Origin of the sequence: Thermodesulfatator indicus DSM 15286 (genome assembly GCF_000217795.1) — a bacterium.
In the GTDB taxonomy this organism is placed as follows: domain Bacteria; phylum Desulfobacterota; class Thermodesulfobacteria; order Thermodesulfobacteriales; family Thermodesulfatatoraceae; genus Thermodesulfatator; species Thermodesulfatator indicus.
In genome coordinates, this window is sequence record NC_015681.1 from 50,244 (window position 1) to 74,284 (window position 24,041).

At 41.9% G+C, this 24,041-nt stretch carries 27 protein-coding genes; 10 read left to right on the forward strand and 17 right to left on the reverse strand.

The window, feature by feature from the left end:
* Position 1 precedes the first annotated feature (1 nt).
* Both larB and THEIN_RS00235 read right to left on the reverse strand, forming a co-directional pair.
* The gene (gene larB / locus THEIN_RS00230) at positions 2-769 is read right to left on the reverse strand and encodes a nickel pincer cofactor biosynthesis protein LarB (protein ID WP_013906677.1); all 768 of its coding nucleotides are present in this window, start codon (positions 767-769) and stop codon (positions 2-4) included.
* Positions 766-1,356: a DUF6657 family protein gene (locus THEIN_RS00235; RefSeq protein WP_013906678.1), complete on the reverse strand. Its 591-nt coding sequence runs from the start codon at positions 1,354-1,356 to the stop codon at positions 766-768. The genes larB and THEIN_RS00235 overlap by 4 nt, the downstream gene beginning before the upstream one ends.
* Before the next feature lie 110 nt (positions 1,357-1,466).
* Between THEIN_RS00235 and THEIN_RS00240 the strand changes: the two genes are divergently transcribed.
* The gene (locus THEIN_RS00240; protein WP_013906679.1) at positions 1,467-2,045 is read left to right on the forward strand and encodes a 5-formyltetrahydrofolate cyclo-ligase; all 579 of its coding nucleotides are present in this window, start codon (positions 1,467-1,469) and stop codon (positions 2,043-2,045) included.
* Here THEIN_RS00240 and THEIN_RS00245 read toward each other — a convergent pair.
* On the reverse strand, positions 2,028-3,044 hold the full coding sequence (locus tag THEIN_RS00245) for a potassium channel family protein (RefSeq protein ID WP_013906680.1): 1,017 nt from the start codon (positions 3,042-3,044) through the stop codon (positions 2,028-2,030). The genes THEIN_RS00240 and THEIN_RS00245 overlap by 18 nt on opposite strands.
* Entirely contained in the window at positions 3,034-4,824 is a 1,791-nt protein-coding gene (locus THEIN_RS00250) for a phosphoglucose isomerase (RefSeq protein WP_013906681.1), read from the reverse strand. Before THEIN_RS00250 ends, THEIN_RS00245 begins: the two co-directional genes overlap by 11 nt.
* Before the next feature lie 69 nt (positions 4,825-4,893).
* Here THEIN_RS00250 and THEIN_RS00255 point away from each other — a divergent pair, with 69 nt between their 5' ends.
* Positions 4,894-5,196, forward strand: coding sequence for a hypothetical protein (locus THEIN_RS00255; RefSeq protein WP_013906682.1), 303 nt, complete (start codon positions 4,894-4,896; stop codon positions 5,194-5,196).
* Positions 5,196-5,987, forward strand: a complete 792-nt coding sequence (locus THEIN_RS00260) for an ATP-grasp domain-containing protein (protein ID WP_013906683.1) — start codon at positions 5,196-5,198, stop codon at positions 5,985-5,987. The genes THEIN_RS00255 and THEIN_RS00260 overlap by 1 nt, the downstream gene beginning before the upstream one ends.
* 1 nt (position 5,988) lies before the next feature.
* Here the strand turns inward: THEIN_RS00260 and THEIN_RS00265 are convergent, their stop codons facing one another.
* The 5 genes from THEIN_RS00265 to yedE are packed head-to-tail and all read right to left on the reverse strand — an operon-like array spanning position 5,989 to position 8,889.
* Positions 5,989-6,192, reverse strand: coding sequence for a hypothetical protein (locus THEIN_RS00265; protein WP_013906684.1), 204 nt, complete (start codon positions 6,190-6,192; stop codon positions 5,989-5,991).
* Positions 6,180-7,034, reverse strand: coding sequence for an NAD(P)H-hydrate dehydratase (locus THEIN_RS00270; protein WP_013906685.1), 855 nt, complete (start codon positions 7,032-7,034; stop codon positions 6,180-6,182). Before THEIN_RS00270 ends, THEIN_RS00265 begins: the two co-directional genes overlap by 13 nt.
* A complete protein-coding gene (locus THEIN_RS00275) occupies positions 7,019-7,573 on the reverse strand; it encodes a putative Se/S carrier protein (protein WP_013906686.1) in 555 nt (184 codons plus the stop codon). The genes THEIN_RS00270 and THEIN_RS00275 overlap by 16 nt, the downstream gene beginning before the upstream one ends.
* Positions 7,574-7,581: 8 nt before the next feature.
* A complete protein-coding gene (locus tag THEIN_RS00280) occupies positions 7,582-7,794 on the reverse strand; it encodes a sulfurtransferase TusA family protein (RefSeq protein ID WP_013906687.1) in 213 nt (70 codons plus the stop codon).
* 12 nt (positions 7,795-7,806) lie between these two features.
* Positions 7,807-8,889 carry a YedE family putative selenium transporter gene (gene yedE, locus THEIN_RS00285; RefSeq protein WP_013906688.1) on the reverse strand — a complete coding sequence of 361 codons (1,083 nt, stop codon included), beginning with the start codon at positions 8,887-8,889 and terminating at the stop codon, positions 7,807-7,809.
* Between the two features lie 125 nt (positions 8,890-9,014).
* On the opposite strand from yedE, the gene THEIN_RS00290 reads away from it, so the two are divergent.
* The gene (locus THEIN_RS00290) at positions 9,015-9,971 is read left to right on the forward strand and encodes a selenium metabolism-associated LysR family transcriptional regulator (protein ID WP_013906689.1); all 957 of its coding nucleotides are present in this window, start codon (positions 9,015-9,017) and stop codon (positions 9,969-9,971) included.
* A gap of 4 nt (positions 9,972-9,975) precedes the next feature.
* Here the strand turns inward: THEIN_RS00290 and THEIN_RS00295 are convergent, their stop codons facing one another.
* Entirely contained in the window at positions 9,976-10,554 is a 579-nt protein-coding gene (locus tag THEIN_RS00295) for a Uma2 family endonuclease (RefSeq protein ID WP_013906690.1), read from the reverse strand.
* 90 nt (positions 10,555-10,644) lie between these two features.
* On the opposite strand from THEIN_RS00295, the gene ahbB reads away from it, so the two are divergent.
* Entirely contained in the window at positions 10,645-11,121 is a 477-nt protein-coding gene (gene ahbB / locus THEIN_RS00300) for a siroheme decarboxylase subunit beta (RefSeq protein WP_041434784.1), read from the forward strand.
* A gap of 11 nt (positions 11,122-11,132) precedes the next feature.
* Complete coding sequence (gene hemL / locus THEIN_RS00305) at positions 11,133-12,419, forward strand: glutamate-1-semialdehyde 2,1-aminomutase (RefSeq protein WP_013906692.1); 1,287 nt, start codon at positions 11,133-11,135, stop codon at positions 12,417-12,419.
* 16 nt (positions 12,420-12,435) lie between these two features.
* On the opposite strand, the gene THEIN_RS00310 is transcribed toward hemL, so the two are convergent.
* Both THEIN_RS00310 and THEIN_RS00315 read right to left on the reverse strand, forming a co-directional pair.
* Entirely contained in the window at positions 12,436-13,383 is a 948-nt protein-coding gene (locus tag THEIN_RS00310) for an immunoglobulin domain-containing protein (protein WP_013906693.1), read from the reverse strand.
* Positions 13,384-13,413: 30 nt separating this feature from the next.
* Positions 13,414-14,355, reverse strand: a complete 942-nt coding sequence (locus tag THEIN_RS00315; RefSeq protein ID WP_013906694.1) for an SPL family radical SAM protein — start codon at positions 14,353-14,355, stop codon at positions 13,414-13,416.
* Between the two features lie 67 nt (positions 14,356-14,422).
* On the opposite strand from THEIN_RS00315, the gene THEIN_RS00320 reads away from it, so the two are divergent.
* The gene (locus tag THEIN_RS00320; protein WP_013906695.1) at positions 14,423-15,331 is read left to right on the forward strand and encodes a sulfite exporter TauE/SafE family protein; all 909 of its coding nucleotides are present in this window, start codon (positions 14,423-14,425) and stop codon (positions 15,329-15,331) included.
* 235 nt (positions 15,332-15,566) lie between these two features.
* A complete protein-coding gene (locus THEIN_RS00325; protein ID WP_013906696.1) occupies positions 15,567-17,399 on the forward strand; it encodes a triose-phosphate isomerase in 1,833 nt (610 codons plus the stop codon).
* 42 nt (positions 17,400-17,441) lie between these two features.
* On the opposite strand, the gene THEIN_RS00330 is transcribed toward THEIN_RS00325, so the two are convergent.
* On the reverse strand, positions 17,442-18,956 hold the full coding sequence (locus THEIN_RS00330) for an alkaline phosphatase (protein ID WP_013906697.1): 1,515 nt from the start codon (positions 18,954-18,956) through the stop codon (positions 17,442-17,444).
* 21 nt (positions 18,957-18,977) lie between these two features.
* Positions 18,978-19,625, reverse strand: coding sequence for a DVUA0089 family protein (locus THEIN_RS00335; RefSeq protein WP_013906698.1), 648 nt, complete (start codon positions 19,623-19,625; stop codon positions 18,978-18,980).
* A 285-nt stretch (positions 19,626-19,910) separates the two neighbouring features.
* Here THEIN_RS00335 and THEIN_RS00340 point away from each other — a divergent pair, with 285 nt between their 5' ends.
* Positions 19,911-20,432 (forward strand): DnaJ family domain-containing protein, encoded by a 522-nt coding sequence (locus tag THEIN_RS00340; RefSeq protein WP_013906699.1) that lies wholly within the window; start codon positions 19,911-19,913, stop codon positions 20,430-20,432.
* A gap of 95 nt (positions 20,433-20,527) precedes the next feature.
* Positions 20,528-21,622: a DNA polymerase III subunit delta gene (gene holA / locus THEIN_RS00345; RefSeq protein ID WP_013906700.1), complete on the forward strand. Its 1,095-nt coding sequence runs from the start codon at positions 20,528-20,530 to the stop codon at positions 21,620-21,622.
* Here the strand turns inward: holA and THEIN_RS00350 are convergent.
* Genes THEIN_RS00350 through THEIN_RS00360 form a run of 3 tightly spaced genes read right to left on the reverse strand, consistent with a single transcriptional unit; the run spans position 21,603 to position 23,753 of the window.
* Positions 21,603-22,535: a ParB/RepB/Spo0J family partition protein gene (locus THEIN_RS00350; protein ID WP_013906701.1), complete on the reverse strand. Its 933-nt coding sequence runs from the start codon at positions 22,533-22,535 to the stop codon at positions 21,603-21,605. The two genes, holA and THEIN_RS00350, sit on opposite strands and share 20 nt — an antisense overlap.
* Positions 22,525-23,421, reverse strand: coding sequence for a phosphoribosylaminoimidazolesuccinocarboxamide synthase (locus THEIN_RS00355; protein ID WP_013906702.1), 897 nt, complete (start codon positions 23,419-23,421; stop codon positions 22,525-22,527). Before THEIN_RS00355 ends, THEIN_RS00350 begins: the two co-directional genes overlap by 11 nt.
* Positions 23,421-23,753, reverse strand: a complete 333-nt coding sequence (locus tag THEIN_RS00360) for a Rho termination factor N-terminal domain-containing protein (RefSeq protein WP_013906703.1) — start codon at positions 23,751-23,753, stop codon at positions 23,421-23,423. The genes THEIN_RS00355 and THEIN_RS00360 overlap by 1 nt, the downstream gene beginning before the upstream one ends.
* Positions 23,754-24,041: the final 288 nt, after the last annotated feature.

A 24,041-nucleotide genomic window follows, 5' to 3' on the forward strand; every position in this document is an offset into this window, starting at 1 on the left:
TTTACGCACGGGAAAAGACCCTTTCAGGAAGCTGATTTATAAGGCTGGCCATATAAGCTGCGCCAAAGCCATTATCAATGTTTACCACTGCCACCCCAGCAGCACAGGAGTTTAGCATAGTAAGAAGGGGAGCAAGCCCCTGAAAGTTGGCCCCATAACCCGCACTTACCGGTACAGCTATTATGGGAACATCTATCAGTCCTGCTACCAGACTTGGTAAGGCCCCTTCCATACCAGCCACACAAATAATAACTCGGGCTTGGCGTAACTTGGGAAGCTCTGGCACAATACGGTGAACACCAGCAACACCCACGTCAACAATAACCTCTACTCTGTTGCCAAAGGCCTCCGCACAAATGCGGGCTTCTTCTACTACAGGAAGATCTGCTGTGCCTCCACAGGCAATGAGAATATAACCTTTAGGTTCTCTTTTTTCTGGCAAATGATAGATAAGCCTTGCTCGAGAAGAATAAGAAAGCTCTGGAAATTTTTTGAGAACCGCTTGGGCTTTTTGAGATTCCACTCTGGTAATAAGCAAAGAAAGTTTTTTAGCCAAAAAAGTCTCGGTAATCTTTATAAGTTCTTCTTCAGTTTTACCTGGGCCGTAAATCACTTCTGGAAAGTGCTTACGAATACCTCGGTGATGATCAAGTCTAGCAAAGCCTAAGTCTTCAAAAGGAGCTAGAGATAAAGCCTCTTCGGCTTCCTCTTGGGTCATTTTCCCTTGGGCCAGGGCTTCAAGAACTTTTCTTATTTTTTCTCGCATCATGGAAGCATCTTGTAAAAAAGGTCTTTAAAATAGTCAAGCTGACGCTTGTATTGGGCCTCAAGTTGCCCTTTAACCTTACCCCATTCTTCCTGAAACTGAGGAAGCATCTCTGGTTCTATTTTTACGGACTGGCCATATTGCTGTTTAAGGGCCTCTTCAATCTCTCCCATTTGACTCTTAAACTGTATTTTAAATTGCTCAAACAGTTGTTTTTGCTGTTGTAGATAAAGGGTGAGTAGCTTTTTTATCTCCGCTGTAAGTTCTTTTACCTGGGGAAAGTCTATAAAAATAACTTCAAGACCTTTTAAGGCTTTTTCTATGTCACTTAAGGCTAGTTCGTCTCGAGGAAATACTATGTTACGTACCAGGGTATCAACCGCAGCTCGCAAAACAACGGGCTTATCTTCAGAAGAAATAGCCGCTATGGCCTTCAAAAGGTTAAAGTCTTTTTCTTGAAGAAAACGGGCCGCAAGCCTTCGGCCTTCTTTTTCAAGTTTTTCTTTACGCAGTTCTTCCTTTGAAGCCTTGCCGATTTTGGCTGCCTTCTCAAGAGCTATTTCTAGAGCGCTTTTTATTTCGTCTCCCATAATGCCTCCCTTGCCATATAGATTTTTTAAAAAATAGTAATAAGCTGCGCCTCGTCAACAATGTAATCCGTTTACCAAAAGCCCCAAAATGCCTTAAAATTAAAATTATTATGAAATCGATCAAACAACACAAAAAAAAGCTGCGTAAAAACTTTCTGACCCTAAGAGATAGCCTCTCTGGTGAAACTAGAAAAAGTCTTTCTCAAAAAATTGCCTATCACTTACAGAAATCAATTTATTATGAAAAAGCTCAAAAAATACTTTTTTACGCCTCTTTTAAAAGTGAAGTTGAAACTTATGAGCTTATTCAAAAAGCGTTAACTGAAGGCAAAGAAGTTTACCTCCCCAAAACGTATATCTCCGAGCACAAATTAAGACTTTTTAAAATAAAAAGCCTTAAAGAACTTAAACCTGGAGCTTACGGTATACCAGAACCCCCAGAGAACAATCCAGAAATCATGCCCCACGAATTAGACTTAATTATCTTACCAGGTGTTGCCTTTGATCTTTCAGGTGGCCGTTTAGGCTACGGTGGCGGTTTTTACGACCGACTTTTGGCCAAAGCCCAGGATATCACCAAAATAGCCCTGGCCTTTGAGTGCCAACTTGTAAAAACGCTCCCCCTTGAAGCGCATGATCTAAGGGTTAATGCCATTGTTACCGAAAAGGGGTTAAAAGAAATCTTCTAATTTTTTACGGCCAGAAGCTAGATCTTCTAAACGAGAAAGACCATCACGGTCACCAAGGGCTACCAGAACATCACCTGGTTCGAATTTATAATCTGGAGGAGGATTAAAAACCATCTCGCCGGTTATCTTTTTTACAGCAAGAATGATGACCCCAGAAATCTGTCTAAGTTGGCTGTTTATTAAACTTTTTCCTACCAGGTCAGACCTTTCAAATATGCGGACTTCTTCCAATTGGAGTTCTAAATGTTCAGCAGGGGTCACTAACTCCAGAAAATCTGTCACCGCTGGCCTCAAAATGCTCATAGCCATACGCTTGGCTCCAATAAGATAGGGACACACAACTTTATCAGCTCCAGCCCTCTTTAACTTTTGCTCCACATGTTCCTCGTCAGCACGAGCAATAATATAAAGATTGGGGTTTAAACCGCGAGCCGTAAGAGTGATGTATACGTTGTCAGCATCTGAACGGAGCACAGAAATAAGGCCTTTGGCCCGTTCTATACCTGCTTTTTTAAGAACTTCTTCTTGAGTTGAATCTCCTTCTAAATAAAGAAAACCTGCCTTATCAATCTCTTCTATAACCTTGTGATTCTTTTCCACCACCACAAAAGGCACTTCTTTGGCTATCATGTGGCATATATGTTTACCAATACGCCCATAACCACAAATAATGTAATGGTCGTGCAGGGTCTCAAGCTTTGATTCCAGGCGCTTACGGCCCAAAAAATCTTGCAGCTGACCAGAAACAACGGCCTCGGTAATCATGGTAAATACATAGAAGGCCACCCCCACCCCAGCAAATATGAGGAAAGACGTAAAAATACGCCCTTCGTGAGAAAGGGGGTGGACTTCTGAGTAGCCCACCGTAGAAAGGGTAATTACCGTCATGTAAAAAGAATCAAATAGGTTCCAACCTTCTAAAAAGAAATAACCAAAAGTGCCGGTGAAAACTATTAGAAACAATAAAATTAAGGCTAACAGGAGTTTTTTAAGTATCATCTTCGGTTAAACGAGTGACCTCCTCCATAAATTGATAAAATTTTTTCAAATCTTCAATGTAATTATCCGTAAGGTGAATGTGAAGTACCGGGCGATTATCTTCACTTAAGGCCTGAAAGTCACCGTAGGCCTGAGCAAACTCGAGATCCCAAAAAGTAAAACCGAATTCTGGAATAATTTGATCTTCCCGCCGACCTTTACGGGTAAAAATAAAAAATCGCCCAGAACGTGGCCCACCTTTAAAGAGCTGGCCAATAGAATGAAGATATCGAGGACCAAAACCCATAATAGTGGAACACTGGCGTCTTCCGCGCAAAAGGGTTCTTAAATCAGTAAAAATTTCTTCTATCTCAGGATCGTAAGGTAAAAAGGGGAGAAAGGCGAAATATCCCCAGGGAGGTGTTTCGTAAAGTAGTTTTTTCATCACCGCCCTTAGCCTAGGATACTGGACTTTTAACCCCCCGGCGTATAAAAAACCCACGTCTAAATCATCATCCACATAAAATTCAATGGGAAAGTCTCCGGTTTTTACAAAGGTATCCAATACCTCTTTGGTTTTTTTCTTGGCCCGAATTACATCAGGCTCATCAAAGGGATTAAGCCCTAACCATACCCCACAGAGGGCTACAGCCAGCTCCCAGCGAAAACACTCAGCTCCTAATTCGTAACGGTCATCAAGAAAATATTGCTTCAAGGGAAAACCCGCTTCTTTAAGGTCACTAAAGAGGCGACGATAAAGATCCTGCCTACCCCTTAAACCAAGATAGACAAAAACCCGGTCAGGACCATAAACCGTAGGAGAACCTGGAGATTCCCCCACAATGGGAATAATTCCAGTAAACTCCTTACCAAGGCTTTCGGCTACTAATTGTTCTATCCACAGGGAGAAAGGCCTGAGTAGAGGATCGGCCATAATGGTAAGTTTATCATGACCTAAGAAGAAATGTTCGGCCATATACTCTGAGAGCCAGGCGGCGGGATTGAGCTCCCAGGGAATATCAGGAGAGCAAGCCTCTTGCATTTCTTGAGCTTTATCAAGAAATCGTTCCACCTCAAGCCCCATAAGGGCAGCCGGCAAAAGGCCAACGTATGTAAGCGCTGCATAACGCCCACCTATATCTTTCGGGTTCAAAAAAACTTTTAGAAAAGCCTTTTCTTCCCCTTCTTTGTGAAGAGGAGTACCTTCGTCGGTGATAGCCACGAAATGGCTTCCGGGATTATCGGTTATCTGGGATACCTTTTCCCAAAAATAGTGAAACTGGGTTAAGGTTTCTATAGTGGTGCCTGACTTGCTAGCAATAATGAAAAGGGTCTTTTTCAGGTCTTTTTCTTCGATTTTGGCTATTTCTTCAGGGTCAGTGGTATCAAGCACGTTAAAATTGGGCCATCCTTCTTCTGGACCAAAAATCTTGGTCAGAGCCAGGGGGAAAAGGCTCGATCCCCCCATACCACAAAGAACAATTTCAGAAAACTCCTCTTTTACTTTGGCAGCAAATTCTTTTATTTCTGGGAGTTTTGAGCGCATACGTTGAGGAGCATCCACCCAACCTAGGCGATTTTTAATGGCCTTTTGAAGGTCTTGGTCATCTGTAAAAACTGAAGGATCTTTAGCAAATATAGCGGAAATGATCTTTCTCTTTTCGTCTTCACTCAACTTAGTCGGACGCAAAAGTCTTGCTCTTTTTTGAGAATCCATTTCTTCCTCCTGGTATTTTTGTCTTTTAAGTTTTATACTCACCCTCAAAAGTATGGCAAGAACTATTTTGGCTAATCGAGGCATAATAATTTTTGCTCTAAAACTTTACCAAAACACTTGGCTTTTTTCTCAGTAAAAGTTATCTTTATCTCGATGCGAGAAAAAGTTAGTTCTACCAAGGAAGAAGGCAAAAAAAGGCGCTTTGTCATCATTAAAAAACAGCCCTTTTTTACCAATACTACCAGGATAGTCTGTCCTTTTTGCGGCAATGACGAAGACTTCTGGGAGCATGCTGAAGGAGTCACTATAAAAACCCATTACGTTCAGAACGAAGACGGAAGCTTCTCCCCCGTAAGCGACGATACCCAAATTTTTGGAGAAATTCGTTTTATATGCGGCAAATGTAATTCCGATTTAACAAAGTATCACAAACAATTCCTTGAGATGCTCTTTTAATGCGCAATCCCTGGGTAATTCTTTCCAACCGGGCCCTTCGCAAACTATACCATGAATTACAAGCAGGAGACGCCTTTATAGGAAGGCTTGCAGTAAAATACGGTGAGGAATTTATCTTCCTAGACCTTGAAGCCCGTGGGGTCAAAGCTTATCCATCTCTTTTGGCCCAACATCTGGCCCGCTCTAAATGCTTTCAGGCTCAGGTGTTTAGCCATTTCATGCTCCCTCATACCCGACTTATTAGAGACCGGCACGATCTTATTAAAACCGCTAACGAATACGGCTCTCTCGGTGTTAAAAAAGTTGTTTTAAAACAGGACCGTTTTAACTGTGGCCTAGGCATACATCTTTTCGAACACATAGAAGAAGTTATGAATCTGGCAAGCTTTGGAAATCTCCCCTATCCTTTTGTTTTACAGCCTTTTGCCGAAGAAATAACTGATGTGCGGGTAATCATCTTGGGTAATTATCTTGAAGCTTACTCACGGAAAAATCCTTATAACTTTCGCAATAACCTTTTTTTTGGCGGAGAAGCTAAACCTTACAAGCTAAATGATGAAGAGCTTTCGTTTTGTAAAAAGGTAATGAAAAGAGGCGATTTCCCTTACGCCCACATTGATCTTATGATACTGCCTGACGGACGTTTTTATCTTTCAGAGATAAACTTGCGAGGAGGCTTAAAAGGCGCCCAAATAACAGCAAAAGATTACGAGGCCAAAGTTGAAGAACTTCACCGAAATTTTCTCCAAAAATACCTAGAAAAAAATCCGCAAGCCAAAGTGTGGGAATAATTTAACTTTTAGTCTTTTGCCCTTCGGGTGGAAGTAATTCTTCTATAGACAGACCATATTTTTGTGAAATCTCAAGAAGGGTGGAAAAAAGCTCTTCACAAAGCAAACATACACCTATTTTTTCTCCAAGCTCACGGTAAAAGGCCTGTGTTTCTGGATACTTAATAACGATATCAAGAAGTGTTTTGTTTTCTAACTCAGACATCTTTTTAAAGCCTCTCCCAAATAAGGAATTATTTCTTTTATCTGTGTAGCAGGCATTGGTTTGGCCAATAGACCTGCCAAACGGTTGGCCTTGGCCGCCACCACACAAGCCTCTTTTATGCCCAAACCCTTAGCTAAGAGGGCTCCCACAAGACCTGTTAAAGTATCGCCTGTGCCGCCAATGGCCTCAAGGGCCTCAACTACCGGTTCTTCAATTTCGGCTTCAATGCGTCCGTCAATAACGACCAGGTCCTTATGACCTTTAACTAGCAAGGCTTTAGCGGCATTTTTATGGGCATAGGCCCGTTCTATAAACTCTTCTACTTTCTCCTCATCTGGAAAAAGAAAACCGCGAGTATAAAGGGGATGAGGGGCCTTTTCGTCAGCTAAAAAGGCAAGTTCACCAAGGTCTGGGGTGAAGAGGTCATAGGAAGGGGCAAGACCGGCCATTTTAGCCGCATACATAAAACCAGCATCAGCCACAAGGATTGGCCTTTGAGATATCTTTTCAACACCAAGAAACACTTTTCCCTGGCCATCAACATCAGGAAAAAGGTAATGAAAGACCAGCACTTTAAAGTTTCTTTTAGGCAAGTCTTCAGACAAAAAATCATAAAGTTTGCGGCTCCCCTCGCCTTTACCTGTATCTCCAACTAGGTAAACAAAGGGCGGGGAAAGGCCTAAAACCTTTAAAGCTTCAAGACAAGCGGCGATGAGAGCCGGGGTTCCGCGCGCTATTTCTACTTGGTGGCCTTTTAAACAAATGTTACCACCCTCCGATGTAGCTTCACTGTAAACCAGAGGAAAGTCAGCCGAAGGAACCGTACCTACGATGGCAAGCATCTTTTCTTGGCCTCCTCAAGGGCCAGCTGAAGGGTATAACCACAAAGAGTATGCCCGAACGCCCTTGGCTCTGGAGTCTGGTCTAAAGGTTTTCCCACCATAATAGAGGCCAGAAACGGCACATCCGGGCACCCACCTCCTGAAATATTCACTATGGCTTTATTTCTTTTATCAACAGTTATTTTCATGTTAGCTACGTGAATCATAATGTAATCTCCGAAGTCTTTTACGCGACACATATCAACCGGTTCAAGCAAAGGGTCCTCTACAGGTACCAGAGAAAGTGGCCTTAAATTGTTCTCTTCAAGAAAGCGAGAGATTTCCAGTTTGAGCATCAAGGGAAACTCAATAACCATGTCGCACCCTTGGCGCACTTCTGGCGGGGGAGCTTTAACTTTTACCGGAAAACCTGCTTTTTTAAGCAACTCCTCGGCTCTTATCACTTCACTGGTGTTTTCAAAAAGCAAAAAACCTTTTTCAACGTCTGCGTCTTTTTTCTTATCTGAAGATAATCGAAATTTTTTAAAAAATTTAAGCATAAATGGCTCTATTTAGCGATTATAAGTTTGTATTCGCCATTTTCTTCAACTATTTCTTTAACCTTCCAGCCTTTAGAAGCTACAGCCCGACTTACGTTTTCTCTAGCCGCTTCGGTATCTACCAGGACCACCAGCTCACCTTCCTTCATTTTTTCAATAGCTTCAAGGGTTAGTAAAACAGGCTGAGGACAGGAAAGCCCTCTGGCATCTACTGTATTCATAAACTCCCTCCCCTATTTTCTTCTCATAATAAGGCCTACGGCCACGCAAAAGATTAAACCAATGATTACCCCAGCCATACTATGAGGGCTAATTCCTTTAGGAGTAGCGGCCATGGCAAAGTTATGAGCAAAAGCCGCTCCAATAAGCATACCCAGGGCAAAAATGGCCGCATCGGTATCACCTTCACCTGAAAGGAATAATTGCCGCCCGGGACATCCTCCTGCCAGGGCAAAGGCTAAACCCGCCAGTACCATACCGGCAAAATTCCAGAAGGCCTGGGTATGAGCAGCTGGCTGCCCGGTAAACCCCGGATGAAATTGGCCTAAGATTAAGTTTACCAAAAGGGCGGTACTGAAAAAGGCAAGAACTCCGAAAAAGAGATGACCCTGGCGGAAAAGAATGAGGTCCCTAAAGGCACCCATGGTGCAAAAACGGCTTCTCTGGGCAAGAATCCCTATTAAGAGGCCTGCTCCTATGGAAATAAAGACAGGGGCAAACATGGTACCTGGGCCTTTAATACTGTAAAAAAGAACACCACTTTTGGGTTCACCAGGAATAGGCGGAAAAACAAGCCTTAAAAGCAAAAGACCGGCCATGACGACGGGAAAGACTAAGCCGGCTCCCCAGCCTAAACGCTGAGTGCGTCCTAAATCAAAACCTTGCTTAAAAAAGAATATCCCTATAGAAATACCGGTTACCAGGCCAATAAGACCAAAGATGGCGTTCAGGTCTCCACCGGCGAGTCTCAAAATAGTTCTCCAGGGGCAGCCCAGAAACACAAGAGCGCCTATCATAGCGAAAAAACCGAGGAAAAACCTGATAATAGGGGCCGAACCACCTCTAGGCCTGAACTCTTTAAATAGCATGGCCGCTAAGAAAGAACCCAAGACAAAAGAAGGGATTTCTGGACGAAGGTATTGAACCACTGCTGCCCTATGAAGACCTAAAGAACCGGCAATATCCCTTAAAAAACAGGCCACACAGACACCCATGTTGCCAGGATTACCAAACTTCTGAAGCAGAGGTGCAAGAACCCCTATAACCACTCCTACGGAAATTATGCCCAAAGTGGTAGCAAAAAAGTTTCTTTTCATAAAGCCTCCTGGAAACTTAGAAATTCAAGTGCTTAATATCAATAAGTTATCTATAAGACAAATTGTTTTTTTCTATAATTTAGTCCGTTTTTATTGGTCAAATATAATTTGCCTGTCCCCAAAATATGGGATTAAAATGGTCTAAAATTCTTAAGGATTTAAAAGTGTTCGACCTTAAAAAACTGGAAGTTTTCGTTAAGGTTATTGAAACCGGGAGTTTTTCTAAAGCGGCAGAGCTTTGCCATCTTACCCAACCTACGGTATCAGGGCATATTAAACAGCTTGAAGAGTATTACGAAGTCCCCCTTATAGACCGTCATACCCGTGAAGTAAAACCTACACCTGCGGGGCTTCTACTTCATAGATATGCCAAACACATTTTACGTTTGTGGGAAGAGTTTGAAAGGGAAATGCACTCTTACAAAGGCGGACAAAAAGGGAAACTAAGGATCGGTGGCAGCACGATACCCGGCCAATACATTCTGCCCTTTGTTCTCTGCCGTTTTAACCAAAAGTTCCCTAAAATTAAGATCAATCTTCAAATTGCTGATACTAAAGTCGTAGCCGAAGGGGTAGTTAAAGGCGAACTGGAATTGGGTATAATCGGGGCCAAAGTTATGCCCCATCAACTACACTTTGAGCCCGTCTGTAATGACGAAATAATCCTTGTTATTCATAAAGATTATCCTCACGAAATAGCCCAAAAAAAACAAATTACCGTGGAAGAGATACCTGATATTCCTCTAATTATCAGGGAAAAAGGCTCTGGTACTTGGCTTACCACGCAAAATACGCTCAAAAAGCTAGGGCTTTCTCCACAGCGCTTAAATGTTGTGGCTGAACTTGGTTCAACAGAAGCCGTCCGCCAGGCAGTTAAGGCCAAACTGGGAGCTTCTTTTATTTCAGAAATAGCCGTTAAAGAAGACCTTGAACGAGGAATTTTCAAAAAGATAGAGGTAAAAAACCTGGTTATAAAAAGACACTTTTACTTGATTTATCCATCTAAAAAAAACCTGGCCCCTCTTGCCGAAATCTTTATAGATTTTTTAAAGGAATCTTCTTCCTCTATGGAACAAGATTAACCTTTTAACTTTCTTGTTCGGGCTTTTCAGGTGGCGTTTTTTCAAAGATTTCCCAGAGAGGGATTTTTAGGTTAATTGTTTTCAATTCAAGGGTTTCGTCCCAGTTTGTAATTTCAGGGGCGTGGTACCTACCATTTTCCAGGCGATAAACCTCGGCGTATTCCCGCTCGGGATAAACAATCACATATTCTTGCACGCCAAAGCGCTCGTAAAGCCTTAATTTCTCCCGGCGATCTTTTATTTCCGTATGAGGTGAAATTACTTCAATAACTACGTCAGGGGCTCCGGCAACATGGGTTTCTTTTAATTTATCACGGTCACAGACTACGAAGACATCAGGCTGAACGACATTTCTTTCGTCAAAAACAACATCTGTAGGTGCAATGCCCGTATAGCACGGATTTTCAGGATGGGTTTTTAGTTTAACATAAAGATTACCTACAATATTCTGGTGTTTTATTGATGGTGCTGGGCTCATGTTATAGGCCTGGCCGTCAATAATTTCCCAGCGCTCATCATCAGGCCAGGAAAGATAGTCCTGATAAGTAAAGCCTTCTTCTTTCTTGGAAGCAGGATACGCCATAAGCACCTCCTTTTTGTTGATTATAACATGGCCTTTGTCCAGTGCATTTATTGGTTTGCCTGTCCCCAAAACTCTGCTATAAATTTTTTCATGCTTGATAGTCTTGATAAAAAAATAATAGCCGCCTTAAGTGAAGGATTACCTCTTACTCTTAGGCCTTACGAGGATCTTGCCAAAAATTTGGACATTTCAGAAGAAGAACTTTTTTCGCGAATTAAAAAACTCAAAGAAAAAGGAGTTATAAGGCGCCTTGGAGGCACCATTAGGCACGACCAGGCTGGCATTAAAGGAAACGTTATGGTGGCCTGGATTGTCCCCAGCAACCGCCTCGATGAAGTGGGGCAAAAATGTGCCCGCTATCCTTTTATTACCCACTGCTACGTAAGAGAAACAGCGCCTGATTGGCCTTACAACTTCTATACCATGGTCCACGCTGAAAACGAAACAGAATGCCTAAAACTCGTTGAAAACCTTGCCGAAGAACTAAACCTTAAAGATTATGAACTTCTTTTTACCAAAAAAGAAATCGTGCGCCGTATGCGCCGCTATTTTTCTGAAGAAATCTAAAGGGGGTTAAAATGGCTGGTATCCTATCACAAAAATTTTTTGAAAAAGCCAAAGAATTAATACCTGGAGGAGTTAATTCGCCGGTTAGGGCCTGCAAGTCTGTTGGGGTAGATCCAGTATTTTTTAGCGCCGGCACTGGCCCATTTTTAATTGACGTTGAAGGCAAAGAATACATAGACTACGTGGCTTCTTGGGGGCCACTTATCCTGGGGCATGCCCATCCAGAAGTGGTCTCTGCCATCCAGGCTGCGGCGGAAAACGGCACAAGCTTTGGCGCTCCCACCTGGGGAGAAGTGGAACTTGCCGAGCTTATTTGCCAAATATTCCCTTCTATAGAAAAAGTTAGGCTCGTAAATTCCGGCACCGAAGCCACTATGAGTGCCGTGCGCCTGGCTCGCGGGTTTACCAACCGCAAAAAAATCATAAAGTTTGACGGCTGTTACCACGGCCACGCGGATTCTTTTTTGGTAAAAGCCGGCTCAGGAATAGCCACCCTGGGTATTCCTGGAAGCCCCGGCGTGCCCGAAGAAATCGTTAAAAACACCATCTCGCTTCCCTACAATGACCTTGACGCCGTAAAAGAGGCCTTTGCCAAAATGGGAGAAGAAATTGCCTGCGTAATTGTTGAGCCCATTGCCGGAAACATGGGCGTCATTCCCCCAGAGCCTGGCTTTCTTGAGGGCTTGAGAGAGCTTACTAAAAAATATGGCTCTTTACTTATTTTTGATGAGGTTATAACCGGCTTCAGAGTGAGCCTGGCCGGAGCCCAGGGGCTTTACGGCGTAGAACCTGACCTCACCTGCCTCGGCAAAATTATAGGTGGTGGCCTTCCAGTAGGAGCTTACGGTGGTAAAGCCGAAATCATGGCCCATATTGCTCCTGAAGGCCCGGTTTATCAAGCAGGCACCCTTTCAGGAAACCCTATCGCCGTAGCCGCAGGCATAGCCACTTTAAAAGTCTTGATGCGCCCTGGTGTTTACGAATACCTTGAAGCCCTTTCTGAAAAATTGGCCAATGGTCTTGCTGAAGCAGCTAAAGAAGCCGGAGCCAAGGTCACCTTTAACCGCGTAGGCTCCATGATGACCTGCTTTTTCCGAGAAGGAGAAGTCAAAAACTTTGCTGACGCCGCCGGCTCTGACACTGAGCGTTATGGCCAGTTTTGGCGAGAGATGCTTGCTCGCGGAGTGTATTTAGCACCTTCTCAGTTTGAGGCCGCTTTTGTTTCTCTGGCTCATACTGAAGAGGAGATAGACCATACGATAGAAGCGGCCCGCGAGGCCTTTGCTATAGTGGCCTAACCTTCGCTATAGTGGCCTAATTTTTAAGATATAATTCTATATTTTTAAGGATTTCTTTGTCAGAAACTACCTTTTGCTGGGCTAATTTTAGAGCCAGCTCAGGATCTTTAATTTTGTAAACTAATTCAAGAGAATCTGTTTGGCCTTTTAAAAAGGCTTCAAGGGCACGGTAGCTTTCGTCTAATTTTTGACAGATGGCAGGCTCGTTTTTTAAGTCTATGCATTCTTTTTTGAACTCTTGATAAAAACTATGGGCATTGGCAAGCTCTGCGCCTATTAAAGCTTTTGGGTCGTTGGGAGATAACCATAAGGCAAGGATTTCAAGCCAATTTCTACCTTTGATTTTTAAAGAGACATAATCCGGAGTAAAGTATTTATCTGTTTCAGGGGCGGCACTAGTAAAAGCTTTTTCACATTCGGGCAATTTGCAGAAAGGAAAGTGGGCTTTGCCCGAAAGAGTTACTAAAGGTTCTCTACCTTTTAAAGAAAATTCTTTGACTTCTGTTTCAAGACCTTCTTTTTTGAACTGCCAGCCCCCGTCAGCTTGTATCTCTAACACTTCGCCGATTTTGATTTTTTCAAGGCTTGGCTTAAGTTCTTGGACACGATAAGGATCAAACTGTTTTAAAAGGCGATAAACTGGGACTTCTAAAATTACTCTTCCTTGAGCCTTTTCTGGTATCTGACCTTGAACATCTTTTACCGAAACAGTGGCTAAGCGAATCCTAAAAAGGGGATAATCCATAAAAGAAACTACTCCATTTTCAATAGTGACACTATTTTTAAGCCAGGAGACTTTGACCTTTTCAGGCTTTATAGAAATCCCTAGCTCCCCTTTTATTAATGCCTGCTTAATTTCTTCGGCTTTCTTGTTTTCCTGGTACTTAATATAGGCTCCCGCGGCCAATACAAGTGCCAGAAATAACCCCGCTCCTATACATATCACTTTTCCAATCTTTGACATAATTACCTCCTTTTTGTTTTGAATATGGTCTTATTTAAAAAGTTCCTTTTGTTTCGGCATTTTCTCTTTTATCTCCCACGGCGCGCAGAATTCAAAGGGAAGGTCAGGGTTTTTGCAACCGCAAATTTTTACGGTAAGGCCAAAAGCCCGACCTATTTCCTTAAAAAGCGCGTAACCCTTTTCTCTGATTTCTTTTCGGACAAGTTTGGTGGTAGCTGAAGTAATTACCTGGCACCAAGGCTCACCCTGATAGACCGAAAATATTTTTTGCCAGAAAGCGTAAGGTAATTCTTTTTCCATCTGCTCCATCACCTTTGGCCGAAGCACGAGATAACTAACAGAAACTTCTTTTACACCAGCCATAGCAAGGCGCCTCATAAGAGACTCAACCATTTCTTCCCGGTCAGTTAGGCCAGGAATTACGGGGTCTATGCGCACTGCAGGTTCAAGACCAAGCTTTGCCGCTTTTTCAATCAACCTGAGACGCAGATAAAGCGGAGCCGTCCGCGGTTCAAAAATCAGGCGATAATCCGAACTCAAGCTTACCAGGCCAAATCTCGGCTTAACTAGGCCCTTATGCTCATTGAAAAGACTAAAAAATTTTTCAGGTATGCGCCCTTTGGTAAGAAACGACACCGCAACGCCTGATTTAAGAAGTATTTTCATGCATTCAAAAGATATTTGTAAAATTGCTTCGTTAGGCTGAAAGGCGTCACTTGCGGTAGAAAAGGCTACAGCCTTTGGCTTTCGGCCACGCTTAAGTCGTGAGACTATCTCTTTTTCAAGCTTTTCCGGAAGATTTTCATAAAGCTGAACCTCATTTTTGGGAGTCTCCGGAAAAACCCTGGCGTAGCAATAAGCACAGCGATGAAGACAGCCTCTAGTAACATTCACTGATGGTATATCTTTCAAACACCCAAAGGCTGGATTTTTAAGCACCTGAGACCTACGCTTTACTTTTACAACTTTCATAAATTATTTCGCCTGTCCCTAATTTTAACTTGTGAAATATTTAGATTTTGACATATCATTTTTAGTTATGAAAAAAGCTCCTTTAAATTTTTTATTTAAAAAAGTAACCTTTCCCATTTCAGGGGTAAAAACCTGGATATTTTTACCACCTCTGGTGGCATTTTTCTTGGCCTATTTTGGCAGTATGGCTGGAGTAACCGGGGCCTTTCTCCTTTTACCTTTTCAGATGAGCGTTCTCGGCTATACAACTCCTGGAGTTTCGGCTACTAACTTTTTTTATAATCTTTTTGCCATTCCAGGGAGCCTTTGGCGCTATACCAAGCAAGGGCGACTTAACTGGCCGCTTAGCCTCTGTATATCTCTTGGAAGTGCTTCTGGAATAGTTCTCGGCTATTTTTTGCGAATCAAATTTTTGACAGATCCTAGTAAGTTTAAGCCCTTTGCCGGATTTGTTCTACTTTATCTTGCCTTTCGGTTAGGAAAAGATTTAGTTTACGGCAAAAATAAGCCAACACCTTCTAAGAAAGAAGTAATTGTTTATCTAAAATTATCTTTAAAAGAAATTTCCTTTTCCTTTGATCAGCAGGTCTATTCTTTTTCTCCAAGCAAAGTCTTTGGTGTTTCTTTTCTAGTTGGAATTGCTGGTGGAGCTTACGGTATTGGCGGCGGAGCTATTATGTCTCCCTATTGTGTAAGTATGTTAGGCCTCCCCGTTCACACAGTAGCAGGTGCCTCTCTTTTGGGAACTTTTATATCATCTGTTATTGGTGTAACCATTTATACCCTCGGCTTAGGAGCTAAGGGTATTTCTACAAAACCTGATTATTTACTCGGTGTCTTATTTGGCCTTGGAGGTCTGGCTGGAGGTATTCTGGGGGCGCGTACTCAAAAATTTATTCCCGAACGACCTATAAAATTGGGCCTCTTTCTGGTGGTGCTGTTGGTTTCCTTGCGATACCTCCTGAGCTGGTTCTAAAAACTTTATCCGCCTATTTGATAAATGCTAATTTTATGTTAAGAGAAATTAAATCATCCTGTATGCCCAGCCCTGTCGTATAAGTCACCTTAATTCCTGCTTGGTCAGGAATTAAGGAATAAAAGTTATTGATAACTCGTAACAATTAAAGACCTGTGGAGGCTTTAGTCTTTAAGAGCTAAAGCTTTAGTAAAAGCAGGTAGAAGTATGGTCCAATTTAAGAAAGGAGGGTTTTATGCCTAAGTGGAATCCAGAAAGAAGACTATTAGACCATGAACATACCAAGTTCTGGCAACATCGTTTACAGGATGTAGACGAACCTAACCTAATGAAAGAAGTTTTTCCTTATGACGACGTCCCCTATGTAGATTTTGACCACAAATACGTTATGCCCATGCCAGCCAAAGACTTCTGGATTACGGATACCACCTTTCGTGATGGCCAACAGGCACGCCCCCCTTATACTGTTGACCAGATCGTCAAACTATTTGATTTTTTACACAAGCTAGGGGGGCCAAACGGAGTTATTCGGCAGACAGAGTTTTTCCTCTATACCAAAAAAGACAAAGACGCCGTTATTAAATGCCTGGAACGGGGGTATCGCTTTCCAGAAGTTACCGCCTGGATTAGGGCTAAAGCTGAAGACTTAAAGCTCGTAAAAGAAATGGGTATAAGGGAAACGGGTATTCTTACTTCCTGTTCCGATTATCATATTTTTCTTAAGCTAAAAAAAGATCGCCGGCAGGCACTTAATGACTACCTAGCCATTGTTAAAGCTGCTCTCGAAGAGGGGATAGTGCCACGCTGTCACTTTGAAGACGTGACCCGCGCTGATATCTACGGTTTTGTTATCCCCTTTGCCATTGAACTTATGAAGCTCCGGGAAGAATCAGGTATTGATATCAAAATAAGGCTTTGTGATACCCTAGGCGTGGGGGTCCCTTATCCCGGAGCGGCACTTCCTCGCAGTGTCCCAAAGCTTGTACGAGCCTTTATTGAAGAGGCCGGGGTGCCAGGCGAACTCCTCGAATGGCACGGACACAACGATTTTTACAAGGCCGTGATTAACGCCACCACCGCCTGGCTCTATGGCTGTGCGGCTATCAATACAACTCTCCTCGGCTACGGTGAGAGAACCGGAAACACTCCACTTGAGGCCATGATATTTGAGTATATCTCATTGAGGGGCACTCATAACGGCGTTGATACCACGGTTATTACCGATGTGGCCGAGTTTTACCGCCGCGAACTAGGAGACAGGATTCCACCAAATCAACCCTTTGTGGGTTCTGAATTTAACGCTACCAAGGCGGGAATTCACATTGACGGACTCCTCAAAAACGAAGAGATTTATAACTCCTTCAATACTCGTAAACTTCTTAAAAGGCCTATCGGTATCATTATCACTGATAAGAGCGGAACAGCTGGTATTGCCTACTGGATTAATACTCACTTTGGCCTTGAGGGCGATAAGCGTATTGATAAAAAGCATCCAGGTGTGGCCAAGATTTACAAAAAAATTATCAAGCAATATGAGGCTGGCCGGATAACTCCTATTTCTAACGAAGAGATGATGCACTTGGTAAGACGTTATATCCCTGAACTCTTTGTCTCTGAGCTTGACCGCATGAAACAAAAGGCCTCAAAGCTTCTGGTAGAGCTGGTGGAAAAGCTGGTGGAACGGCCTGAAATCCGTTCTCTTGATCCCGAAAAAATTGTCCCTCTTTTAAGAGAAGTCCTCGAAGAGCATCCTTATATCCAGTTCATTTACGTTATCAACCAAGATGGCAAACGGATAACTCCTCTGGTAACCCACTTGGAAGACAGGTATCGCTACGAACACCTGTTAAAATATGAAGACTATTCAGACCGTGATTGGTTCATAAAACCTTTTAAGACCGGAAAAATTTATGTCTCTGATTTTTACTCTTCTAAAGTTACCGGGGCACTTTGTCTAACGGTTTCTGGGCCCATTCGTAACGAATATGAAGAAATAGTCGGTATCCTTGGTATGGACATTCGTTTTGAAGATCTGGTGAAAATGGAAGAGGAAGAAGGAGAGGAATAAATAATTAGAGGGCGGCAAGTCCGACTTGCCGCCCTGTTTTTTTTATTCAGGTATTCTTAGTTCGTAGCAGCCCCTTTCAATAGCCTGATACATTACCTTAAAGATTTGAGTATTGTCTTTTATGTCTCCATCATATTTGGCCTTTAAGGCTCTGGCGCACACTCCCTGGGCATAGATCGGTACCAGACTATTGGTATGATGATGCCAGCCTTCACAATTTAGCCCCCAGCATTGTTCTTTTATAACTTCGTCGCCGGTTACATTTAAAGGCTGGAGATGTCCGGTTTCGTGATCAGCCACTACAACCACCAAAGTATTGTCCCAATTGCTTCCATTATTGGGGTCATTAACCCAATCAATAACTGCTTTGACAGCATTATCAAAATCAATTATTTCTTCAAGCATTCTGGTCATGTTGTTAGCGTGGCTAGCCCAATCAATGGCTCCGCCTTCAATCATTACAAAAAAGCCGTCTTCGTCCTGTTCAAGCACTTCAAGAGCAGCTCTGGTCATGGTTTCAAGAGAGGGAACATTGGTTATAAAGGCCTGGCCACCGACTTTCCAGTCATCAGAAGGATCTCCATCATCTATGTTGCGAGAAGCCTGTAAAGTATTAGCTACCTGAGCCAATCCGAATACCCGTCTAGGCATAGGGCCTCCGTGAAAGAGTCCGTCACCATCGGCTAAATCCTCAAAATCTTCTTTTTTATCGACAAAAACTCTACCTCTTACTCCGTTTACTACTTTTTCATATAAAGCTTCACCGTCTTCATCATCGATATAGGGTCCTTTATTGCGAGACCAGTAATAAAAGTTAGGCTCTTCGCGTAGATTGCCGTTGTCATCGTAATAAGGATGTCCGGCTCCCATAATTACATCCAAGTTAGAAAAAATCATTTGACGAGCTATTTCCCCATAATTTTTACGGTACTGGGTTTTGGCAATAAAAGCAGCGGGAGTGGCATGGGAGAAAGGAACACTGGTTACTACGCCGGTGGCCATACCTTTGGCCTCGGCAAAATCAACAATGGTGGGATAATATTTGACCGTAAAAGGTTCATCAGCAGGATATCCTTCAGGCTTAGGAACTACATTCAATGCATATTTTACTGTTTTGTGGCCACTGGCTAGTGCGCTACCAGCAGCTGCCGAATCTGTAGCCCCCTCATCTACATAAGCAGGAACTGGTTGTATTTCCCACGGAGTACGACCTCCTAGCGCGGGATCATAACTACCAAGTTCGTTAGGATCATCCCAGTATTCTCCACTAAGTCCACCTTCTCCTGTAGAATTTCTCATAAAAGTAGTCATATAACCAAAGTACCTAAGGCTTTCCATATTGGTTTTGCTTACATTCAAGTATCTACGTAAGGCATCAACGTGCCAATAGCCCATCCCGTCTCCTATCAAAAGTATGACGTACTTAGCTTTTTTGACCTTAACCTGCGGTTTGTGAAAAAAGACTCGGTCAGGATAAGTAAAGGCATGGGCTGACAAAACCTGAATAAATAACAGACAAAAACATAACGAAATAATGAAACGTAATTTTTTAAACATGACCCCCCTCCTTGTTTTAAGTTATTTAACGTTATTAACCTTAGATTTGGCTTTAAGGCCTAAAAAACCCAAAATACTTAGAGCAAGACCTACCAAGATAATGCTGGCTGGTTCGGGAACATTTACCGGAGAAGAAAAGGTAATAGTGTAATTCACGTCTCCACCAACAACAGGGCCATCCCAGTATGCCAACCAGGGATCCATTGCTTGAGGTGCAAGTTGAGTATCGTAAGGATAATCTGGAAAGATTTCTTCACCAAAGAGGTTATAGGGATCGTAATCGTAGGCAGAGATTCCCAGGTAATAGACACCAGGAGCCAGGACATCTTCAATACGGGCATTTAGATTGTAACCACCGTCATCGTTTGCCCAGATTCCATAACCATTTTCATCAAAAAGGAAAAGCTGAAAGTCGAAATAGTTATTACTACTGGTTTCTGCTCCAAAAGGGCCGCCATTCCACCAGAATACGTAAAGATCTGCTCCGGCGTAGTCATTGAAAGGATCGGGCCATTCCAAGTAGCCGTTAATCTGAACAGTGCTCTCTGCTACGGGCATGGCTGTGTCAAGCGTCTTTCCTGCATCGCCAATTTCTTGAAACAAAGCTGCACGGCTAGTTCCTGCTAGCCAAAAGAGAAAACAAAAACAAAAAATCCATTTTTTAAACATACCCCCCTCCTTAATTAGGTTTTGACTTAAACTAACGAAAGAGGGTTACAGAGTTTTGCCTGAGTTTTAAAAAAAATGTGACATCAAAAATAGTTTCTTTTATCAAATAAATGTTGAGAGACTACATAGTTGTCCTAGCAATCTCACAAAGTCACTTCACCTATATCGAAGTAAGGGAAGAGGATTTCCCAAGATTATTCGCTTACACTAGCTAATTTTTAGAGATTGTTTTATTTTTTAAAATAGTTACACTTACAAATACATCAAACTTATAATCGTTGCTTTATGTCTCTTTTAATTTTTCAGCGCTTAGCAGAACAGCGTATTCAAGAGGCTATAAACAGGGGTGAGCTTGAAAATCTCCCTGGTAAAGGGAAACCCCTTGAACTTGAAGATTTAAGTCATGTACCCCAAGAGTTAAGACTGGCTTATAAAGTACTTAAAAATGCTGGTTTTTTGCCACCTGAGGCCGAACTCCTTAAAGAGATTCGTACGGTGGAAGATCTTATTGAACACATGGAAGATGAAGAGCACAAACTAAGACAAATCAAAAAGCTCAATTATTTGATTCTTAAACTTAATCAATTTCGCCCCAAACCAATGCACCTTGAGAAAGAACAACGCTATTATGAAAAAATTGTAGAAAAAATAGAAGTCTTTGGAAGTAAAAAAGCTAGAGCTAAACAGCTTGAAAAGTTAGAAGAGGGGCAAATTCCCAAAATAGACTATAAACGCATTGAACAACAAACTATTCTTTCTACTGTTGCCCGCCTAGCCAACGCCATTTCTCCTAAGAGAAGGCCTTAAGTTTTGGACTAGTGGAAACCTTGATTTCCTCTTAAGCGAGAATCAATGTTGATTTCTTTTTGAATTTTTCAACAACTAAGTTAACTTCTAATTTCATGCCTGTATTCAAACGCCATCATTTTGAAAGGCTTTTCAAGCTGGCTCAGGAAGGACGTATTGCTCCCCTTTATTTGTTTTTAGGTAACCCACAAACTGGAGAAGAGCTTGCGCGTCGTTTATTTGAGTTTCTAAAAAAGCAAGGATTTCAAGCTGAAAAGCTTAAAGCTTCAGAAACTAATCAGTTAAGAGAAAAATTATTTAGCCCCTTTCTTTTTGGAAGAAGAGTTTTTTTTCTAGAAGTAACCAAAGACACCTTAAACTTTTTTGATGAAAAGACTCTTTCTTTTTTAGAACAAAATAAAACCCGCTTAAGCCTTATTATTTCCATTAATGCCCTTGATGAAAAACACCCCCTTTATAAATATGCCCAAGAAAGGGCTGTAATAATGCCCCTTTCTGACAAAAAATCAAAAGACCTTCTTTCTTATGAAATACCAGAGCTGTTGGCTTCTTTTGGCAAAAAAATGGATCGCGCGGCAGCTGAATCCCTTTTGGCTTTAGTAGGTGAAGACCTAGGAGCCATTAGGCAAGAAATAGAAAAATTGTCCCTTTTCGTAGGGGAAAGACCGGTTATTACCCTGGCTGACGTTAAAGAAGTGGTCTCCCCTCGCCCTGAACAAGCTCCTTATATTTTGACCCAGACCCTATTTCAAGAAGGCCCTGAAGCGGCTCTTAAATTTCTACAAAATCTCTTAATTCAGGGAATACATCCCTTAGTGATACTGGCTACTTTTACAAAATTTTTTAAAAGGCTCTATCTTTTAAGAGAAGTTTTTGAGGCCAATCCAGACCTGGCTTCCATCAAAAACTTTAAAGTTTTTCAAGAAAAATATAAAAAAACATCAAAAGAAGTTTTCCCAGACAAGGAACCTAAAGATTTAAAAGGTTATCACCCATACGCCATTTTTATGATGAGAAAACCCGCAAGCCTTCTAGTTTTAGATGACTTTTCTTTTATATTTGAAGAGCTGGCCAAAATAGACCTGGCTCTAAAAACCGGAGCCTTACCAGAAGAAAATTTTTATTCATTCTTCGTAAAATTAAAGCTTAAAATCAAAAAACGCTTGAAATCTAAAACTCCTCACCGATAATTTCTCTAATTTTGGGCCATTTCTTTTCTATTTCCTCGGCACTCTTAAAATTAATTTCAAGACACATAGAATCCTTTTCTAAAAAAGGAGTAAACTTGATTTTTGCTCCTAGTTCATGCAAACGACTGGAAATCTTCTTGATTTTTGCTTCTCTAGCCGAATAAACAGGCATTAATTCTTTGGCCAATTGCTTAAAAAGTTTTTCTGTTTTTTGATGAGGAGAAAGTCTTTCTTCATTTAAAAGAGATGTTACAGAAATTTCTTCGATTATTTGTTTAAAACTTTGCGCCTTTTTACGACTTAGATCTTCTAACATCTCCCAGAATAAACGTTGCCTGCTACTTGAAAGCTTAAGCTTACTCAAAATCTCTAAAAATTTTTTTTGATTTACTTTATCAAGCCCTGCTAGCTTAACCGCCACCTTAGGATTCAAGCGATTCTCTATCAAAAAATTCCAGGCCATATCTCCTAAAGAAGCTATGGCTTTTAAAACCTCAAAATGATGATAATGAGGAGCAAAGCCGAGGCGTGGCAAAACCTCTTTTATTATTCTTTCATCGGTTAGATAGGTATGATATTTTCTTACTACTAAAGCCTTTTCTACCAGGTTCAGGCCGCGTGAAGTAAGATTTTCTTCAATCACTAGGTCCAAACAAAAAGTATCACCCGTCTCATAGGGAAGAACATTGCAAGTGACCTTTTCAATTTTTAATTCTCTGGCTGCCTCAAGCCGGCCTCGGCCAGAAACTATTTGGAGCCCTCTTGGACTTGGCCTTAAAATCGGAGGGTTAATAATGCCTATACGCTTTATGGATTCGATTAAGAAAACTACCCGAGGAGGATAGGATATGGCAAATGTTTCATCTTCGAAAAGGACTTCTTGCAAGCTAACAGATTTAAGGTCAATTTTCAAAAAACAATTCCTTTCCTGTTATTCGACGATAAGCTTCAAGATAACGTTTTTGTGTCTTTTCAATAATATCAGGAGGCAATTTGGGAGCCGGGGGCTCTTTCTTCCAGCCAATCTCTTCAAGCCAGTCACGCAAAAATTGCTTGTCAAAACTTTTTTGTGGGCGTCCTGGCTCGTATTCTTCCTTGGGCCAAAAGCGAGAAGAATCAGGGGTTAAAACTTCGTCTATAAGAATCAACTCGCCGCCCAAAAGACCAAATTCAAACTTAGTATCAGCAATGATAATGCCTCTTTCTTCTGCATAGGAAGCTGCCTTTTGGTAAATGGCCAGAGAAAGCTCCTTAACTTTTTCCGCCAGTTCTTTTCCAATAAATTTTGCACATTCGTCAAAAGTTATATTTATGTCGTGCCCCTCTTCGGCTTTAGTAGAAGGAGTAAAAATAGGCTCTGGGAGTTTTTCGGCCTCTTTAAGACCAGGCGGAAGCTTAATACCGCAAATACAAGCGGTTTTCAAATATTCCTTAAGACCTGAACCTGCCAGATAACCTCTTACAATGCATTCAACTGGTAAAGGTTTAGCTTTTTTGATTAACATGGAACGACCACGTAATTTGTCGGAAAAAGGCTGACATTCCTGAGGATAATACTCAACATCAGCGCTAATAAGATGATTAGAAAGTAAATCTTTTAAAAAATCAAACCAGAAAACAGAAATCTGGGTAAGAATAATGCCCTTTCCCGGAATGGGATCGGGCATTATTACATCAAAAGCGGAAATACGGTCAGTAGCTACTAAAAGGAGTTTGTCCCCCAGGTCATAAATATCACGAACCTTACCTCGCTTAAAGAGCTTTAGACCTGAGAAATTAGTTTCAAAGAGAGCTTTCACTAAGCCGCCGCCTTTTTAGCTAGTTTACGCGTACGCTTCTTAAAACGAGAAGCCAACTTGCGATAACGTTCATATTTTTCTAAATCGCCAGCCTCTTTGGCTTTAGCTGCCAGTTCTTTGAACTTGGCAATCTTGGCCTTTAACTCTCGCATACTTCCGCCGACTTTACGCGGCTCTTCTTCGATGCCATAAACCTTTTTGAGAGCAGAGATAAGCTCCTCTTTATTCATGCCGTGGACGCCTTGAATCTCAGGAATCTGAAGAGCAATCTCACGAAGTTCTTTAACCGTCATTTTTTCAAGTTTCTTTTCCAGTTTGGGCAATTCAGCCATGTTTCCCCTCCTTTTCGAAGTCAAGGCTAATGTAACAAAAAATTTGGTTTATTCAACTATTTTACCATAAAGCGACAAGTAAAATGAGGTTAGATTTGACTGTGTATATTGTCGCCTATTTAAATAACCTAAATAAGGTCATTAAACAGATGATAATTGCATCGTCATTGCGAGCGGAGCGAAGCAATCTCAAAATTGCTCCTGATATTACTTCGTCGGTCCTCGCGGACCTCCTCGTAATAACAGAGAAAGAGTCAGTTAGCCTCGTCCACTGCGGAACCTTTGTGA